We start from the raw sequence: 17,597 nt of genomic DNA, 5'->3' as shown, positions 1-17,597 counted from the left end.
GGTCGATTCCTTTCTCAGCCGCCCTTCACTGCCCCCGCCGTCAGGCCAGCCACGATCTGCCGCTGGGCGAACACTGTCAGCAGCAGCACCGGGAGCGTTACGATCAGCGCGGCAGCCGCAAGCGGGCCCCAGCTCAACTGGTCGAACGAGATCATGTTGTAGACCGCAACGGGCAGGGTGCGCGTCTCGCGTCCCGCCAGCACGATGCCGAACACAAAATTGTTCCAGGAGAAGATCACCGCGAGGATGAAGGCGACTGCGATGCCCGGCTTGGCGATCGGCAGCGCGACGTGACGAAAGACCTGCCAACGCGTGGCGCCGTCGATCAAGGCGGCCTCTTCCAGCTCCATCGGAGTGGTCTCGAAATAGCCGATCATGATCCAGATCACGATCGGCACAGTCACCACGAGGTGGATGATGATCTGCGGCACCAGCGTGCCGAGTAGACCGAGCCACTGGAACAGCAGGAACAACGGGATCAGATAGGACAGGCCGGGCGTGATGCGCGCGATCAGGATCACGATGGCGGATTTGTGCGCGGCCATCCGCGCGATGCCGTAGCCGGCGGGGACGCCGACCATCAGCGCCAGCGCGGTCGCGCTGCCGGTGACAATCAGGCTGTTGATGAAATAGGTCAGGAAGCGATTGGAGGCGAGCACGTCGGCATAGTTCTTCCAGGCAATATGCTCGGGGAAGAACACCGGCGGGTAGGCAGCGTTGTCGATCTCGAATTTGAGCGACAGCGACAGCATCCAGAGGAAGAACAGGATTGCCGGCGATACGATGACGAACACCGAAAGCCACAGGCCGATTTTGCCGATGATCTGACGGGGTGTCATGCGTCGCTCGCGATTTCTGTCCACACCATGCGCTGGCGGGCGTAGAGCATCACAGCTGCGAGGGCGACGATGAGGAGGAAGAACACCACCGCGATCGCCGAGCCGTAGCCGAGGTCGTAATAGGTGAAGGCGACGCTGTAGAGGTAGATGTTGATCGTCTCCGACGCCGAGCCCGGTCCGCCCTGCGTGATCGCGAAGATGATGTCAAAGCTCTTTACGGCGTCGATCATGCGGATCATGCCGGCGATGAACAGGAACGGCATGATCAGCGGCAGCGTGATGAAGCGGAACACCTGCCAGAGATTGGCGCCGTCGATCTGCGCGCTCTCATAGGGTTCGGCCGGGATGGCGGCGAGGCCACCGAGCACGATCAACATGACCAGTGGCGTCCATTGCCACGTCTCGACCAGCACCAGCGAGGGAATGACGGTGGCGGGATGAAACACCCAGAGCTGCGGGGGGATTCCGACCAGCGACAGAAAATAATTCAGCACGCCGAGCTGCGGGTGGAACATCATGGTCCAGACCAGCGCGATCGCGACGGGTGTCGCCATCATGGGCATGATGAAGACACCGCGCAGAAAACCGCGGCCGGCGAATTTCTGGTGGAACACCACGGCCGCGAACGTGCCGAACACCAGCGGCAGCAGCACCGAAAGCGCGGTGTAGGCGATGGTGTGGACCACAGACTCGAGGAAGCGCGGATCGCTGGTCAGCCTGAGATAGTTGGAGAACCCGACGAAGGTGGTCGATGAGCCGACCTTCCACTCGTTCAGGCTCATCCAGATGGTGAAAACCCAGGGGAAGATGATGATCGCGAGCACGACGACCAGCGCCGGCACCACGAACGGCCAGTAGGACGGCGGCCGCAATTCCTTCTCCGGCGCGGCATCGGACTGTGCCGCGGCCGGAGTCGATTTTCTCAACGCACTCACGTCTTTTCGCTACGCTCCAGGATCGGCCGGTACTGGTCGTTCGCCTTCTTCAGCTCGGCTGCGGGATCGGCGCCTGATAGCGTGGCGGTGAGCGCCGCGCCGACGATGTCGCGGAATTCGGCGACCGGGATCACGACGGGAAGGCCAAGCTTGCTGATCTTGCCGGACTCGATCACCGACTGCAGCCACTCCTTGGTCTTTACGCCCTTCTGGACCTCGGGGTCGCCAAGGATCGAGTTGCGGAACGGCACACCGCCGCCGGCCTGGAGCAGCCGCGCGCCCTGCTGCTTCGAGACCGCCCACTGGCAGAGCAGGTAGGCCGCTTCCTTGTTCTTGCTCGCGGCGGCAACGCCGATGCCGTCACCATAGGTCGAGGAATATTGTCCCTTGGGCCCGGCGGGCACGACGGTGTAGCCGACCTTGCCGACGATGCGCGAGGCAGCCGGATCCTCCAGCGGCGGCGCCCAGCCGACGCCGTCGATCCACATCGCGGACCGCCCTTGCGTGAACGAGGCCATCGACTCCATCCAGTTGAAGCCGGCGACGCCGGGAGGGGCGGCCTTCGTCAGCAGCGTCTGATACAGCTTGGTCGCGGCAATGGCTTCCGGACCATCGGTCAGGATGTTGCCCTTGGCATCGAGGAATTCGCCGCCATAATCGAGGAAGAAGTTGCTCCACATCGCCATGTTGGCATTGCGCAAGCCCCGTCCGACGAAGCCGTAAATGCCTTCCTTGGGATCGGTGAGCTTCTCGGCCGCCGCGAGCATCTCGTCGAGGGTTTTCGGGACGGCGACGCCCTTCTTCTCGAACAGTTCCTTGTTGTAATAAAGGATGAAATAGTCGACCGACCAAGGCAGCGACAGCATCTGGCCCTTGTCGTTCTTGGCGTATTGCAGGCCGGCGGCCGAGAAATCGCTTTCGACGAGATCGGGCGCGGTCAGATTGGGGTCCTTCATGTAGGGCGTCAGGTCGGCGAGCCAGCCGGCCTTCTCGAACTGCCGCTTCTGCACGTGATAGCTGAGGTGGACGACGTCGAAGCTCGGCCGGCCAGAGGTGAACTCGATCACGACCTTCTGGCGCTGCTGCTGCTCGGGGATTTGCTCCGCCTCGACCTGGATGCCGGTGAGGTCGGTGAATTCCTTGAGATTCTTTTGCAGATTGTCGCCGCGCGGACCCTTGGCGAGGATCACCTCCAGCTTGGTCCCGGCATATTTCTTCCAGTTGACCTCGGCGCGCGCCGGTAGTCCCGTCAGGCTGAGCGCGCCAGCCGCTGCGGTCCCGGTCAAAAGTGTACGGCGCGAGATTCTGTAGTCGACCACTTCTAGTCCTCCCTGTGACTCATCGTCTTTGGGGGCGGATACTAGCGACCGCGCCGCGTCTGCCTAGTCCTAATTCACGCCGATCAGGGCCGAACCGCCGGTGTTTCCATCGGCAGCCCGCGCGCCCGCGACATCAGATAGAGCTCGAGCGCGACCAGCTCCGGCGCGCCGTAATCATAGGCCTGGGCGCGAACGCCACTCATGCAGCTGCGCAAGCGCCGCTCCAGCGATCCCAACGTCTGCCATTCCAGCCGATACAGCGGATAGCCGGTCGGCTGCGCTTGCGTGATCGGCGCGCCGGCAAGACGCTTGTCAAAGTTGTCGTCATGGCAGTTGGTGCAGGCGAGGTTGAGCTGGCCTTCGCGCTGCATGAAGAGGTCGCGGCCCTGCGCAACGAACGGCTTCAGCTCCGGATCGTCGCCAGCGGTGATCGCGACGCCGCGCGACTGGTGGGCGACGAAGGCGGACAGTGCCAGCAGGTCACGGCTCTCATAAGGGAGCGGGGCTGCCCGCTGATGGTTGGCGCGGCAGAGATTGATGCGCTGGTCGAGCGTGAAAGGGCGCGCCAGCGCCTTGTCGAAGGCGGGATAGCGCGCCGCGACGCCTTTCATGCTGCTGCGCGCATCGCCGTGGCAATCCGCGCAGGCTTTTTCGGCGCTGCCTGTTTTCTTCGTCCAGAGCGCCTCGCCGTCGAGCACGAACAGCATGCCCGGATTGGCGGTGTCGTCATCCTGCATGGCGCGGGTGTCCGGCCCCATGAAGGCGTAGCCGGACCGGCGCGCATCGGACGGGATTTCACCGGCGAGCAGCGCAGGGGCCGCGGCGACAAGCGCTCCCACCGCTATCGCGCGCCAAAAACTCATTCGACCGTGATCGGCGCCGAGGCGGTGGACGTATAGCCGTTGTCGCCAATCCACGCGAACTCGAACTTGCCGCTCTCCTTTGCGACGGTGAAGAACGAAAGGTAGGGATTCGCGGCAATCGCCGGAAACAGATCGGCACGAAAGATCTCGGCGCCGTTGTAGCGGCACGTAAAGCTCGTGATGATGTCGCGCGGCACCAGCGCGCCGTCGGCGGTGTGGCGGAAGCCGGTTTCCATAATGTGCGAGGTCAGCGTGCGGATCTCGATGATGTCGCCGCGCCTGGCCTTGGCCGGAACGTTGATCAGCGCAGCCATCAGTTCATCTCCTCGGTGCAGGCCGCGAGCGTCACGACGATTTCGGCGGTGACCTGCCAGAACGTATCATCGGAAAGACGCGCGACCGCGACCACTTTCTGGGTATCGGCGAGCCGGACCCTTGTCGAGACCTGGGCGCGGCCGGAGGATGCAGTGAGATAGAAATTGCCGATGTTCGGCTGCGGGTTCTTCTCGTTGAAGACGTGGATGCTCTTGACGTAGTCGTTCGCCGTCATCGGGCTTGCGACGCTCACCGTCATCGGCACCGTGTTGCCGTTCTCGACCAGCGGCGGAATGTCGAGCTTGACCTTGCCGGTGCGAATCTGCGCTTCGCCGACGATGTTGCGGATCGCGGTGTTGAGCATCGCCGGCGTCGCTTGAAGCGTCCGCACCGTCACGATCGGGATCGTCCCGGCGATCGTGACGCCTCCGGCCAGGCTTAGGAATTGTCGTCGTGTGGTCGGCATGAACAGTCCTAGTTCTGAAGCGTTGCAAGATAGGCGACGATGTCCTCGATCTCCGTGGCGGATAATATCGGCTTGCTCGCGAAATTGCGCCCGACCCGGACGAGTCCGTTATTGCGATAATAGGACGGCATGATGGTCTGCGGGTTGAAGCGCGACGCATCGACCAGCCGCAGCCGCAGCTGGCCCGCCGACCACCAGTTCCCGGTACCTTTGAGATCGGGCGCGAGGTCACCCTGGAACCGTACTTCCGGGAACGGACCGGAATGGCAGAGGATGCAGGTCGTGGTGCGCGCCAACACCAGCGCGCGTCCACGCGCGGGATCGCCCGGCGTACCCGTGAGGGACTGCGGGATGGTGTCACCGATGATCTTGTAAGGCACGAGCTCGTCTGCCGTAGCAGGCGAGGAGATGGCGAGGCTCATTATGACGAGCGCCGCAATCGCAGCTATTGGATGGGCTGATTGCGGTCGCCGCGAACTCCTCTTGCATCTCCCGCTTGCGGGGGAGGTCGCGCCGAAGGCGCGGGTGAGGGTTCTTTCCTCTTGGGGGTTCTCGCGCGTGGAGACACCCTCTTCCCAACCCTCCCCCGCAGGCGGGGGAGGGAGCGCACCGCGTTCGTGGCGACGGCTTGGTCTCATCATGTCCTAGCCAAAGGTGTCCGCCGTGATGGTTTGAAACCAGCGCTCGGCCTCAGCCGCCTCGCGGGCGCGCAGCTCGCGCGGGGCATCGACCGGGCTGGTCGCGCCGCCCTCGACTTCGGCGAAGATGTCGCCCCTGGGCTGGTAATTGCCGGCGAGCGAGAAGCCGTAACCCGGCGCGACGGTGTTGTAGCAGATTCCGGTCAGGCGCGGCGTCTCCGGCGCACGGCCTGCGATCAGGTTGACGATCGCGCTCGCGCAGGCCTTACCTTGCGCGCCTGCGGCGGAGGCCGATTTGGGGATGCCGCCGCCGAGACAGGCATCGCCGATGACATGAATGTTGGGCGTCAGTTTCGACTCGAACGTCACAGGATCGATCGGGCACCAGCCGGTCGCATCAGTCGCGCCCGCGATCTCGGCAATGTGCCCGGCGCGCTGCGCCGGGATGACGTTGGCGACATCTGGGGTGTAGTTGCCGAACTCGGTGATGATGGTGCCGGTCGAAGCATCCACAGACGTCACGCGGCCGCCTTGCGACAGCGCCACGCGCTCGATCATGTCGCCGTAGAGCTCCTTCCACGCTCTCTCGAACAGCCGCTGTTGGGAGAAACTGTCTTTGGCATCAAGGATCAGCACCTTCGAGCGCGGCTTCCTCGTCTTCAAATAATGCGCGATCAGGCTGGCGCGCTCATAAGGCGCCGGCGGACAGCGCGAGGGATTGGCGGGGATTGCGATCGCGACGACACCGCCGTCCGCCATTGCTTCCAACTGCTTGCGCAGCAACAGCGTTTGCGTGCCGGCCTTCCAGGCGTGCGGCATTTTGTCCGACGCGGCCTCGTCATAGCCGGGCAGGGCTTCGAAGTGGAAATCGATGCCGGGCGAGAGTACGAGGCGGTCATAGGGCAGCGCGACGCCCTCAGTCGTCATGACGCTGCGCCGCTGCGGCTCGATTGTGGTCACGGCCTGGCCGATGACGGTGACGCCCCCGGCGGCGAGCCCGTCGTAGCCGAATTGCTGAACTTCGATGTCGCGCAGGCCAGCGATGACCTCGTTGCTGAAAGGGCAGGAGGTGAAGACCGCATTGGGTTCGATCAGGATGACTTGCAAGTCGGCCTGCGCACGCTTCAGCGCGCGGGCGCACGTCGCGCCGCCGAAACCGCCGCCGACCACGACGACACGCGCTGTGGATTGCGCGCGCAGGATCGATGGTCGCGCCAGCACTGCGGCTGCCGCGGTGATGCCGAGTACGGCATTCCGCCGTGTCACCGGGCGCGTGGTCATCGGGATCATCCAGGCAAAATACTGCGGCGGCCGTTGTGGCCGCCGCAGCGCGTCTTTTACGCGAAGGTGATGTTCTGGTCGCGCAGCGGCACCGAGCGGATGCGTTTTCCCGTCGCCGCGAAATAGGCGTTGAGCACCGCCGGCGCTGCGACGCCGATGGTCGGCTCGCCGACACCGCCCCAGAATCCGCCGCTCGGCACCATCACCGATTCCACCTTCGGCATCTCGTTGATGCGCATCGAGTTGAAGGTGTCGAAGTTGGTTTGCTCGATCTTGCCGTCCTTGACCGTGCAGCCACCGTAGAAAAGCGCGGAGAGGCCATAGACGAAGGACCCCGCGATCTGCCGCTCCACCTGCGCCGGATTGACGACGTAGCCGGGGTCAGTGGAGGCGACGATGCGATGCACCTTGATCTTGTTGCCTTCGGTCACCGAAATCTCGGCGGCGCCGGCGACGTAGCTGCCATAGCCCATGACCTGCGCGATGCCGCGGTAGATGCCTTGCGGCGCCGGCTTGTCCCAGCCGATCTTCTCCGCCACGGCATTGAGCACCGCCAGATGCTTGGGATGATTGCCCATCAGCTTGCGGCGGAACTCGAGCGGGTCCTGGCCCGCAGCATGGGCGAGCTCGTCCATGAAGCATTCCATGTAGATCGCGTTGTGATTGACGTTGACGCCGCGCCAGAAGCCCGGCGGAACGTGCGGATTGCGCATCGCATGCTCGACCAGCAGGTTGGGCACCGAATAGCCGATCGCGGCCTCGCCGGATTGGGCGACGCCCTGGAATGCCGCCGGATCCATGCCGTTCTGCAGCGCTTCGGGGCGCAACGAGAACAGGATCGATTGCCCGGACAGGCGGTAATGCAATGCGACCAGGTTGTTGTTGGCATCGAACGCGCCGGTCATCTTGCACTGGGTGATCGGGTGATACCGGCCGTGCGCCATGTCCTCTTCGCGCGACCACAGCAGCTTGACCGGCGTGCCCGGCATCTCCTTGGCGATCAGAACTGCCTGGCGGACATAGTCGGTCTGGCCGCGCCGGCCGAAGCCGCCGCCGGGCATCACCTTGTACATGTCGCACTTCTCCGCCGACAGGCCGGAGGCCTCCAGCACCGCCGCGAAGACGGCTTCGCCGTTCTGCGTGCCGCACCAGACCTCGCATTTGTCGGCCGTGTAGAGCGCGGTGGCGTTCATCGGCTCCATCGTGGCGTGGTTCTGGTAGGGGTAGTTGTAGACGGCTTCGAGCTTCTTCGCAGCACCTGCAATCGCCGCTTTGACGTCGCCGTTCTTGTTCCCGACATAGGCGGGTTGCGCGTCGTCGAGGCCCTCAGCCAACCACTTCGCAATTGATTCGCTGGAGACTTTTGCGTTCTCGCCCTCGTCCCAGACGATCGGCAACGCTTCAAGCGCGGTCTTGGCGTGCCACCAGGTGTCGGCAACGACGGCGACCGCGGTATCGCCGACCTTGACGACCTTCTTGACGCCTTTCATGCCGGTGATTTTGGCTTCGTCATAGCTCTTCAGCTTGCCGCCGAACACCGGGCAATCCTTGATTGCGGCGTTCAGCATGCCCGGCAGCTTGACGTCGATGCCGTAGATCATCTTGCCATTGGTCTTTTCGGCCGTGTCGAGCCGCAGCAAGCCCTTGCCCGCGATGGTCCAGTCCTTCGGGTCCTTGAGCTTGACGTCGGCCGGCGGCGTCAGCTTCGCCGCGGCCTCGGCGACCTTGCCGTAAGTCGTGGTCTTGCCCGATGCCTTATGGGTGATGACGCCCTTGGCGACGGTGCATTCGGAGGCCGGCACCTTCCACTCGTTGGCGGCGGCCTCGATCAGCATCACGCGCGCGGTGGCGCCGCCCTTGCGGACGTAGTCCTGCGAGGAGCGGATGCCGCGGCTGCCGCCGGTCGAGAAATCGCCCCAGGCGCGCTTGCGGGCGACACTCTGGCCGGGTGTCGGATATTCGGTCGTGACCTTCGACCAGTCGCATTCGAGTTCCTCAGCGACGAGCTGGGCGAGGCCGGTGAGCGAGCCCTGGCCCATCTCGGAGCGCGCGATGCGGATCACCACGGTGTCATCGGGCTTCACCACGACCCAGGCATTGACCTCGGGCGAGCCGTCGGCGGCGCGCACCATTGCGGGGCCGCCGAAGGGAAGGTCGAGGCCGATCGCAAGGCCGGCGCCGACAGCGGCGGTGCCGACGACGAAGGCGCGGCGGTTCATCTTGGGAGAGACGTGCTTGTTCATGGGGCAGCTCCTTAGGCGCTTGCGATCGTGTGGATCGCTTCGCGCACCTGCTGGAAGGTGCCGCAGCGGCAGATATTGGTGATGGCCTCGTCGATGTCGGCGTCAGTCGGCTTCGGCTTCTCGGCGAGCAACGCCGCCACCGCCATGATCATGCCGCTCTGGCAATACCCGCATTGCGGAACGTCTTTCGCAATCCAGGCTGCCTGCACCTTGTGCAGCGTGTCGCCGGAGGCGAGCCCCTCGATCGTGGTGATCTTCTTGCCCTCGGCCTCGCTGACCGAAACGCCGCAGGAGCGCATGGCGACGCCGTCCATGTGAACGGTGCAGGCGCCGCATTGTGCAATGCCGCAGCCATATTTGGTGCCGGTTAAGCCGACGTTCTCGCGGATCGCCCAGAGCAGCGGCGTATCCGGCTCGACATCGAGCGTGAAGGTTTTTCCGTTGATTGTTAGGTTTGCCATCGCAAGTCCCCTGATTGGCCCAATCCACCGATTGGACTCAGGAAACAATGTGTCTGGCAAATTGGAACTGTTCAAATCAATAGTCCGAGGGGTGCCGCGAAGATTTTACCGGCCGCGGGATGATCGTGGGGAGGGTGGTGTTACATGCGGCTGTCGGCGCCTGCTCAGGACCGGGCGGCTTGGCGACACCTCCCCCGGCGCCAGTGCGCAGCTTGAGGCGACGTGAACGGCGGTTCCAGGTCCGATCATCACTGCGCTGCAGCGACAGTTTGTCCCTTTTGGAGGGGTGCAAGACGGAAACGCTTTGCTACACTGCACCCGATTCAGAAGGAGTTCCATAAACGTGGCGAGCCCTTGCAACGTGCTGATGCTCTATCCGCTGTTCACGGCGGAGTCGTTCTGGAGCTTTGGCGAGTCCTGCAAGCTGATGGGTGTGCGGCGCCCCGCCGCCCCCCTTGGCCTCATCACCGTCGCCGCGATGTTGCCGAAGAACTGGACCGTCCGGCTGATCGACTGCAACACCCAAGCTTTCGGTGACGAGGATCTTGCCTGGGCCGACGTCGTGTTCACCGGCGGCATGCTGCCGCAACAGGCCGATACGCTGCGCCTGATCGACATGTGCCGCGCGGCAGGCAAGCCGGTGGTCGTCGGCGGTCCCGATCCCACCTCCAGCCCACACATCTATGAGAGGGCCGACTTCCGGGTGCTCGGCGAGGCCGAGAGCATTATCGACGAATTCATTGCGGCATGGGAGAGTGGGAATCGCTCCGGCGTCTTCACCGCGCCGAAATTCCAGGCCGATGTCACCAGCACGCCGGTGCCGCGTTTCGACCTGCTGAAGTTCGAGGACTATCTCTATCTCGGTGTGCAGTACTCGCGCGGCTGTCCGTTCACCTGCGAGTTCTGCGACATCATCGAGCTCTACGGGCGGGTGCCGCGGACCAAGACGATCGAGCAGATGTTCGTCGAGCTCGAGACGCTCTACCAGATGGGCTATCGCGGCCATCTCGATTTCGTCGACGACAACTTTATCGGCAACAAGAAATCGCTGCGGCAGTTCCTGCCCAAGCTCGCCGAATGGCAGCGTGCGCACGGCTATCCCTTCGAATTGTCGACCGAGGCCTCGGTCAATCTCGCCGACGATGCTGAATTGCTCGACCTGATGGGTGCGGCCAATTTCTTTGCCATCTTCGTCGGCATCGAGAGTCCGGATCCCGCGACGCTGGTCGCGATGCGGAAGAAGCAGAACACAAGACGCAACATCGCCGAGAGCATCCACAAGATCTACGGCGCCGGCATGCTCGTCACCGCCGGCTTCATCGTCGGCTTCGACAACGAGAAGGTCGCGATGGCGGATGCCATGGTCGACTTCATCGAGGAGGCCGCCATCCCCGTCGCCATGGTCGGTCTGCTCTACGCGTTACCGAACACGCAGCTGACGCGGCGTCTCGCCAAGGAAGGCCGGCTGCACGCGGACCACGATCTGGCGTCGACCACAGGCGGCGACCAGTGCACCGGCGGCATCAACTTCGACCCGGTCCGTCCGTTGCGCGATATCCTGATGGACTACAAGACAGTGCTCGAGCGCGTCTATAGTCCGGCGGCCTATGCTGGCCGCATCGACAAGTTGATGACGCTGCTCGACCGCTCCAGGCAGCGCCCCGAGCTCGCCGAAGGCGACATCCGCGCCAGGGTCGGTGCGATGGAGACGGTGCATCGCGTGGTCACCGCGATTCCGAACGGGCGTCCGCTGTGGCAGACTTTCATGAACTGCGCCAAGCGCGACACGTCATCGGCGCGGATCGCGGTGCAGATGATCGCGGCTTATGCCCATCTCGGGCCGTTCTCGCGCAAGGTCATCGATGCCATCGATGTGCGCCTTGCGGCGCTCGACGACGAGACCGTCATCCCTGCGGCCCCGATCGACGTGACGGCAGCCCGGCACCTCGCCTGAGATCTTACTTCACCGCCAGCCGCAAGAAGCTCATCACACTGCCGAGTGCGGCAAAGCCTGCGCCGAGCGCAAGCGCGACGGTCGCACCGCTGTGGCCGGCAAGCGCGAAGCAGAGAGCCGCGAGCGCCGCGCCCGTCGTCTGCCCGGTCAGCCGTGCTGTCGCGACGATGCCGGAAGCGCTGCCGCTGCGATGGGGCGGTGCGCTCGACATTACGGCTTTCATGTTCGGCGCCTGGAAGAAACCAAAACCCATGCCGCAGATCACCATCCGCCAGATAATGTCGGGAATGGCAGGATTGGCCGGAAGCATCGCGAGCAGCGCCATGCCGAGGCCGAGCAGCACGAGACCGATGCCGCCGAGCAATCCCACGGCGTAGCGATCGGACAGGCGGCCCGCGATCGGCGCCATGATGCCGACCACCATCGGCCATGGCGTCATGAAGAATCCGGTCTCGACCTGCGATCGTCCCAGCACGTCCTCGAAGTAGAACGGCAGCGAGACGAAGGCGAGGCCCTGGACCGCGAAGGAGCAGACTGCGGTCGCCGCTGACAGGGCGAACATGGGACGGTTGAACAAATCGATCGGCAGCATCGGCGCCGGATGATCGGCATGGCGGCGCATCAGGATGAAACCGAGCGCGAGGCCGGTGATCAGCTCGATGCCGACGACAACGGGCGACAGATTGTGCGCGGCGCTGCCGATGCCGGTGATGAACAGGCCGAGGCAGGCGGACGCCAGGACCGCGCCGAAAAAGTCAAAGCCGTGATCGGCGCGCGGCGTCTTCGGCAGCATCGCAAAGCCGATGCCGGTCGCGACCAGGCCGAACGGGATGTTGACCGCGAACAGCCAAGGCCACGGCCCGAGTGCCAGAATCGCGGAGGCGACGGACGGGCCGAAGGTGAAGGCGGTCGCGACCACCAGCGCGTTGTGGCCAAAACCGCGGCCGAGCATTCGTCCCGGATAGACGAAGCGGACAAGCGCCGTGTTGACGCTCATGATGCCGCTGGCCCCGAGGCCCTGCAGCGTGCGCGCGACCAGCAGGCTGTCCAGCGACCACGCCACCGCGCAGAACAGCGAGGCGATGGTGAACAGGATCAGGCCGCCGAGATAGATGCGCTGGTGCCCGACGATCTCGCCGAGCGCGCCGAGCGGCAGCAGCGTCGCCACCAGCGCGATCTGGTAGACGTTGACGACCCAGACCGACTGCTCCGGCGAGACGTGCAGGTCGGCGGCAATCGCCGGCAACGCGATATTGGCGATCGCGGTGTCGAGCGAGGCCATCGCCAGCGCGGTGAAGATCGCAGCGATCGCCCAGCGCCGCTGCGCGGCGGGCAGGCCATCGGACATCGTATGGTCGGGCTCGCGCGCGGCGGCGGGTAACGTGATTGTCATTGCGTTGGCGCGTTGCTCCGGCGGCGGGGCTAAAGAGGACTTTTGGCATGTACTACGCCGGGGCCCGCTTCCACAGCTACAAGCACGCATGCATTGTATGCGCGAAGGCTGGGCGAAGCCGCCACGCCCCGGCGTATGATCGGGGCAGCAGCTGCAATTCAGGGGAAGCGCCATGCAAATCGTCGTTCTGCCCGGTGACGGCATTGGACCCGAGATCACGACCGCGACGTCAGGCGTGCTGCGCGCGGCCTCCGAGCGCTTCCAGCTCAATCTGCGGCTGGAGGAGCATGCGGTCGGGCATGCGAGCCTAAAACAGTTCGGCACGACGGTGCGCCCCGAGTTGCTCGACATCGTCCGCGCCGCCGACGGCCTGATCCTCGGGCCGACGGCGACCTTCGACTTCAAGGACGAGGCGCATGGCGAGATCAACCCGTCCAGGCACTTTCGCAAAAACCTCGACCTCTACGCCAATGTCAGGCCGGCACGCACCTATGTAGGGCGGCCCGGCCGGCTTGGCGATTTCGACCTCGTTGTCGTCCGTGAGAACACCGAGGGTTTTTACGCCGACCGCAACATGGAGCAGGGCAATGGCGAGATGCTGGTCACGCCAGACGTCGTGATCTCGCTGCGCCGGATCACGCGCCTCTGCTGCGAGCGCATCGCGCATGCCGCGTGCCGCCTGGCGATGAAGCGCCGCAAGCATCTCACCATCGTGCACAAGGCCAATGTGCTGAAAATCGGCGACGGCATGTTTTTGGACATCTGCCGCGCGGCAGCAAAGGACTATCCCGGTCTAGGGGTCGACGACATCTTGGTCGATGCCATGATGGCGCATGTGGTGCGCAACCCCGATCGCTTCGACGTCATCGTCGCCACCAACATGTTCGGCGACATCCTGTCCGATCTCACCGCGGAGCTGTCAGGCAGCCTCGGCCTTGGCGGCTCGCTCAATGTCGGTGACCGCTACGCCATGGCGCAGGCCGCGCACGGCTCGGCGCCTGATATCGCGGGGCAGGACGTCGCCAATCCGGTCTCGCTGATCCTGTCGACTGCCCTGCTGCTGGCCTGGCACGGCGAGGAGACCGGCGCCGTCCGTTACGAGGAGGCCGCGCAAGCGATCGAGGCGGCGGTGGCGAAGGCGCTTCGTGAGGGCAGGGCGACGCGCGATGTCGGCGGCAAGCTCGGCACGATCGCGGCGGGGGCGGCGATCGCGGAGATCCTGCAGGCGGAGTGAGGGGTCGCTGAGTGCTTTTTTGTTCGCCCAAAACAAAAAATCGAAAAACAACCCCATGCACAGTAGAAGGCCCTTTGACCGACAAGGGATTTTTGATCTGCTCCGCGGAGACATGCCTAGCCACTGCGATGTTGACCCGTCGGGCAAAACACTGGCATGATGTCATCGTGGCGACGATCCGGCCGGAGGCGATGCCGTGTGCTCGTGAGTACGGGTCATCCGCCCCTCGATGAGCAGCAGACCTACGCAGGCAACGGACTCTTCTGCTTGTGACCATAAGCGGCACTGAGCCTGCTGCCGTAAGATCGTAGTCACCATCCAAACGCCTCGAGCGGCATGCTCAGCTTACCGAGACAAGTTTCAGTCCGATCACGCCTGCCACAATCAGAACAATGCAAAGCAACCGCGCCGGCGACGCGGAGTCGCCCAGCACAGCGATCCCCAGAATGGCAGTACCCGCGGCGCCGATGCCGGTCCAGATCGCGTACCCCGTTCCGACAGGAAGCGTGCGGAGCGCCAGTGAGAGAAGAAAGACGCTCGACAAGCCGGTGCCGACCGTAAACAGCGCGGGTATCAGCCGCGTGAAACCCGCTGACCACTTCATGCCGAAGGCAAAGCCGATCTCGAGAAGGCCTGCCGAGGCCAACATCATCCATTCCATCTGGGTCAATCCATTCGCTGGCCGCCGGACACTTCGGCTGGCGGCGCTCGTGAGGAGCAGGATGCGCATGGACGAATGTCCATGCGCGACACGCTGATGGGTGTCTCAAGCCTTGGCGACGGCAGTGGGAATCGAGCGGAACGAAATTCCAAATCGATTGAACGCATTCATCAAGCCGATGGCATAGGTGAGGTCAGCGAGCTCTTTGTCGCTGAATTCGCTCGCCGCGGCCTCGTAGTCGGCATCGGGAACGCCGGTCTCGGCTACCCGCGTCACGGTTTCCGCCCAGGCGAGCGCAGAGCGCTCGCGCGCATTGAAGACTTCGCCGGCGTCGCGCCACACAGGCACCAGCAAGAGCTTGTCGACGGCGATGCCGGACTTGAGCAGATCGCGGGAGTGCATATCGATACAGTAGGCACAGCCGTTGATCTGCGAAACCCGCAGATACACGAGATAGACCAATTGCTTCGAAAGGTCGCTTTTTTGAAGGTAGGCGTAGACGCCTCCGAAAGCCTTGAAGCCTTCCGGTGAAACCTTGGCGTAATCGATGCGCTTGTTCATGATTGAATCCTCATCTGGTTGAAGGATTCCATCGTCTTGCATCTTGGCCTATTCCAGAAGGTCCATGATTGGCATTTTGAGCTGGTCCATGATCTCCCGCTCCGATCAATCTGTAGTCACATCAATCTCAAAATGCGCCGTCCGAAATTTTCGGCAGTGTGCCGAGAGTCGATGTTCGTGAAATTCAAAAGGAGGGCGGAAGCTCCATCGCCGCGCGTGGTCCAATTCGTAAGTGCTTCCGCGTACAAGCCCTGTTCTCGCATGCTGGCAGCGAGTCGGCGATCTGAACGGTTGCCCCGCAAGCGCAAGATCAGGTGCATGCCGCCCGGCTGAGAATCAGTACGCACATATTTTCCCAGCACGCTTTCGAGGCCTGCCGCGGTGGCTGCCCGGCGCTCGGCGTAGAGCTTCCGCATCCGCTGGATGTGGCGCGCAAAATGTCCTTCGGCGATGAATGCGGCGACGATGGTTTGCGTGAGCCCCGGAGAGCCAGCCGAAAGGCTTTCGGTGACCCGCTCAAATCGCTCGACCTGCGCCTCCGGCACGACGAGATAGGCCAGTCGCATGCCCGGAAAAAGTACCTTGCTGAAAGTGCCCGCATAGAGCGCGCGCCCATCACGATCGAGGCTCTTCAATGCGGGGAGCGGGCGGCTGACATAGCGGTATTCGCCATCGTAGTCGTCTTCGATGATCCATGCCTTGTTTCGTGCGGCCCAGTCCAACAGCGCCAGACGCCGGGTTAACGACAAGGACATGCAGAGCGGGCTCTGATGCGCAGGCGTGACCAATGCTGCGCGCGCCCGGGGCGCGAGCTTGACGGCGTCGGAAACAACCATGCCTTCCCCGTCGACCGGCACCGAAACGCCTTCAATGTGCATATACTCGAATATTTCGCGCGTGGGCGGGTATCCCGGGTCCTCAAGCCAGACGCGATCACCCGCCTTCAGCAGGGCATGACCAATCCACTCCATGGTTTGGCGATAACCCGAGGTGACGAACACCTGGGACGGGGAGCAGTTGATCCCACGCGACACCTGGAGATATCTCGCGATTTCAGTACGCAGCGAAGGCAAACCGTATACGGGAGGATGGATCATGTCGGAGGGCTGCATGGCTCTCGCACAGCGCGCGCCAAGACGCGCCCAAATCTTCCGGGGAAACGCATCCAGGGCAGGCAACCCCATCTGGAATGGCAGGATGGAATCCGGACGAAAACTGACTGCGTCCTTCCGGAGGAGCTCCGGCTGTGGCGTCAGGCTGGCAATGGACATTCGCGGCGTGAGGTTCGGGCTCACAACGGTCCCTGCCTGCCCGTGCGCCTGGATATACCCCTCTGCGGCCAGCAAGGAATAAGCGGTTTCGATGGTTCCTCTTGCCAGACCCAATTCCTTGGTCAGCGCCCTTGCCGAGGGAATGCGGTCACCAGGCTTTAACATTCCACTAGCGATGGCGTCGCGAAACCGATCGTAGATCTGCCGGTAGAACGGTGCGGCTGCCGTCGGATCGAGCGGCGGGATGTTTTCGGGCTTCACGGCAGGCATGGCCCGATCCGATCTTTCGATGAACGAAAACCCAGTATGCCACAACGGCTCGAACTGGTCTCCACTTCTCGGGGCGCTATAGCCGTCGAGCTTGCGAGCGACAAATCATGGACCAGTCGCAAAGCTCATTCATGGTCCTTGGATGCAGGCCGCGATTGCTTATCGTTGATGATCAGGGTTCACACAGCAGCGATTGGAAAGCGGATGAAGAAAATATTGCATTTGATTTGCAGTCCCCGCGGGCAGGCCTCGGAGAGTTACAGGTTATCCCAAAAAATCCTCGGCCACTTGCTGGATAGCCAGCCCACAGCAACGGTCATCGTTCGACCGATCGGCGGCGCCGTCGCCAACCTCGATGAAAGTTATGCAACTGCTCTCGGTGGAACGGAGCGATCTTTCGCGGAACTGTTTGCCGAAGGTTCTATGTCCCGGTCCGAAGAACTGATCCAGGAACTGGAGAGCGCGGACTTCGTGGTCATCGCAACTCCAATGCATAACTTCACAGTACCTGTCGCTCTCAAATTCTGGATAGATCACGTCGTTCGAGTCCGTCGAACGTTCAACGTAACTGCTCAAGGAAAACTCGGGGCGTTACGCGACCGTCCGGTTTTTGTCGCAGTGTCCTCGGGCGGAAGATTTTCCCGCGAGCGCACGCATCAGCCTGATTTTCTCACGCCCTATCTAAAGGCCATCCTCGGTACCATCGGACTGCATGATCTGACGTTTTTCTCCGTTGAAGGATCGGGGCCGAATGCGGTGGCCGCGGCGCGGACTAAGGTAGATCAGGAAATGCAGCGGTTCTTTCTCGGTTTCGCGCGCGATTCAGCGGCCGCTTAACAAGACCGCTTATGGCAGATGCAGTTGATGATGATGCCGTCCTCGCCGATCTCGCG

The 17,597-nt window shown here is 63.2% G+C and carries 17 protein-coding genes; 3 read left to right on the top strand and 14 right to left on the bottom strand.

Going from position 1 to position 17,597, the window contains the following annotated elements; genetic code table 11:
• Positions 1 to 14 precede the first annotated feature (14 nt).
• From IVB29_RS06680 to IVB29_RS06635, 10 genes are all read right to left on the bottom strand, one after another.
• Positions 15 to 839, bottom strand: coding sequence for a carbohydrate ABC transporter permease (locus IVB29_RS06680; RefSeq protein ID WP_247502601.1), 825 nt, complete (start codon positions 837 to 839; stop codon positions 15 to 17).
• Positions 836 to 1,774 (bottom strand): sugar ABC transporter permease, encoded by a 939-nt coding sequence (locus IVB29_RS06675; protein WP_247502600.1) that lies wholly within the window; start codon positions 1,772 to 1,774, stop codon positions 836 to 838. Before IVB29_RS06675 ends, IVB29_RS06680 begins: the two co-directional genes overlap by 4 nt.
• On the bottom strand, positions 1,771 to 3,093 hold the full coding sequence (locus tag IVB29_RS06670; RefSeq protein WP_247502599.1) for a sugar ABC transporter substrate-binding protein: 1,323 nt from the start codon (positions 3,091 to 3,093) through the stop codon (positions 1,771 to 1,773). Before IVB29_RS06670 ends, IVB29_RS06675 begins: the two co-directional genes overlap by 4 nt.
• 83 nt (positions 3,094 to 3,176) lie before the next feature.
• Positions 3,177 to 3,956 (bottom strand): sulfur oxidation c-type cytochrome SoxA, encoded by a 780-nt coding sequence (gene soxA / locus IVB29_RS06665; RefSeq protein ID WP_247502598.1) that lies wholly within the window; start codon positions 3,954 to 3,956, stop codon positions 3,177 to 3,179.
• Positions 3,953 to 4,270: a thiosulfate oxidation carrier complex protein SoxZ gene (gene soxZ / locus IVB29_RS06660; RefSeq protein WP_247502597.1), complete on the bottom strand. Its 318-nt coding sequence runs from the start codon at positions 4,268 to 4,270 to the stop codon at positions 3,953 to 3,955. Before soxZ ends, soxA begins: the two co-directional genes overlap by 4 nt.
• Positions 4,270 to 4,737 carry a SoxY-related AACIE arm protein gene (locus IVB29_RS06655; RefSeq protein WP_247502596.1) on the bottom strand — a complete coding sequence of 156 codons (468 nt, stop codon included), beginning with the start codon at positions 4,735 to 4,737 and terminating at the stop codon, positions 4,270 to 4,272. Before IVB29_RS06655 ends, soxZ begins: the two co-directional genes overlap by 1 nt.
• Positions 4,738 to 4,745: 8 nt before the next feature.
• Entirely contained in the window at positions 4,746 to 5,159 is a 414-nt protein-coding gene (soxX, locus tag IVB29_RS06650) for a sulfur oxidation c-type cytochrome SoxX (RefSeq protein ID WP_247502595.1), read from the bottom strand.
• A gap of 222 nt (positions 5,160 to 5,381) precedes the next feature.
• Entirely contained in the window at positions 5,382 to 6,665 is a 1,284-nt protein-coding gene (locus IVB29_RS06645) for an NAD(P)/FAD-dependent oxidoreductase (RefSeq protein WP_247502594.1), read from the bottom strand.
• A gap of 47 nt (positions 6,666 to 6,712) precedes the next feature.
• On the bottom strand, positions 6,713 to 8,899 hold the full coding sequence (locus tag IVB29_RS06640) for a molybdopterin cofactor-binding domain-containing protein (protein ID WP_247502593.1): 2,187 nt from the start codon (positions 8,897 to 8,899) through the stop codon (positions 6,713 to 6,715).
• Between the two features lie 11 nt (positions 8,900 to 8,910).
• Positions 8,911 to 9,360 (bottom strand): (2Fe-2S)-binding protein, encoded by a 450-nt coding sequence (locus tag IVB29_RS06635; RefSeq protein ID WP_247502592.1) that lies wholly within the window; start codon positions 9,358 to 9,360, stop codon positions 8,911 to 8,913.
• A gap of 337 nt (positions 9,361 to 9,697) precedes the next feature.
• Here IVB29_RS06635 and IVB29_RS06630 point away from each other — a divergent pair, with 337 nt between their 5' ends.
• The gene (locus IVB29_RS06630) at positions 9,698 to 11,314 is read left to right on the top strand and encodes a B12-binding domain-containing radical SAM protein (RefSeq protein ID WP_247502963.1); all 1,617 of its coding nucleotides are present in this window, start codon (positions 9,698 to 9,700) and stop codon (positions 11,312 to 11,314) included.
• A gap of 4 nt (positions 11,315 to 11,318) precedes the next feature.
• Here the strand turns inward: IVB29_RS06630 and IVB29_RS06625 are convergent, their stop codons facing one another.
• On the bottom strand, positions 11,319 to 12,707 hold the full coding sequence (locus tag IVB29_RS06625; RefSeq protein ID WP_247502591.1) for an MFS transporter: 1,389 nt from the start codon (positions 12,705 to 12,707) through the stop codon (positions 11,319 to 11,321).
• Positions 12,708 to 12,879: 172 nt separating this feature from the next.
• Between IVB29_RS06625 and IVB29_RS06620 the strand changes: the two genes are divergently transcribed.
• A complete protein-coding gene (locus IVB29_RS06620; protein WP_247502590.1) occupies positions 12,880 to 13,941 on the top strand; it encodes an isocitrate/isopropylmalate family dehydrogenase in 1,062 nt (353 codons plus the stop codon).
• A gap of 340 nt (positions 13,942 to 14,281) precedes the next feature.
• On the opposite strand, the gene IVB29_RS06615 is transcribed toward IVB29_RS06620, so the two are convergent.
• The 3 genes from IVB29_RS06615 to IVB29_RS06605 form a co-directional block, all read right to left on the bottom strand.
• Positions 14,282 to 14,602: an SMR family transporter gene (locus IVB29_RS06615; RefSeq protein WP_247502962.1), complete on the bottom strand. Its 321-nt coding sequence runs from the start codon at positions 14,600 to 14,602 to the stop codon at positions 14,282 to 14,284.
• Positions 14,603 to 14,707: 105 nt separating this feature from the next.
• Positions 14,708 to 15,163: a carboxymuconolactone decarboxylase family protein gene (locus IVB29_RS06610; RefSeq protein ID WP_247502589.1), complete on the bottom strand. Its 456-nt coding sequence runs from the start codon at positions 15,161 to 15,163 to the stop codon at positions 14,708 to 14,710.
• A gap of 116 nt (positions 15,164 to 15,279) precedes the next feature.
• Positions 15,280 to 16,704, bottom strand: coding sequence for a PLP-dependent aminotransferase family protein (locus tag IVB29_RS06605; RefSeq protein WP_247502588.1), 1,425 nt, complete (start codon positions 16,702 to 16,704; stop codon positions 15,280 to 15,282).
• A gap of 204 nt (positions 16,705 to 16,908) precedes the next feature.
• Here IVB29_RS06605 and IVB29_RS06600 point away from each other — a divergent pair, with 204 nt between their 5' ends.
• The gene (locus tag IVB29_RS06600) at positions 16,909 to 17,541 is read left to right on the top strand and encodes an NAD(P)H-dependent oxidoreductase (protein WP_247502587.1); all 633 of its coding nucleotides are present in this window, start codon (positions 16,909 to 16,911) and stop codon (positions 17,539 to 17,541) included.
• The last annotated feature ends 56 nt before the right edge of the window (positions 17,542 to 17,597 follow it).

This window comes from Bradyrhizobium sp. 1 (assembly GCF_023073315.1).
In the GTDB taxonomy this organism is placed as follows: Bacteria; Pseudomonadota; Alphaproteobacteria; order Rhizobiales; family Xanthobacteraceae; genus Bradyrhizobium.
Note: the sequence above shows the minus strand (reverse complement) of the source record. Positions and strands in the feature narration are given on the sequence as shown.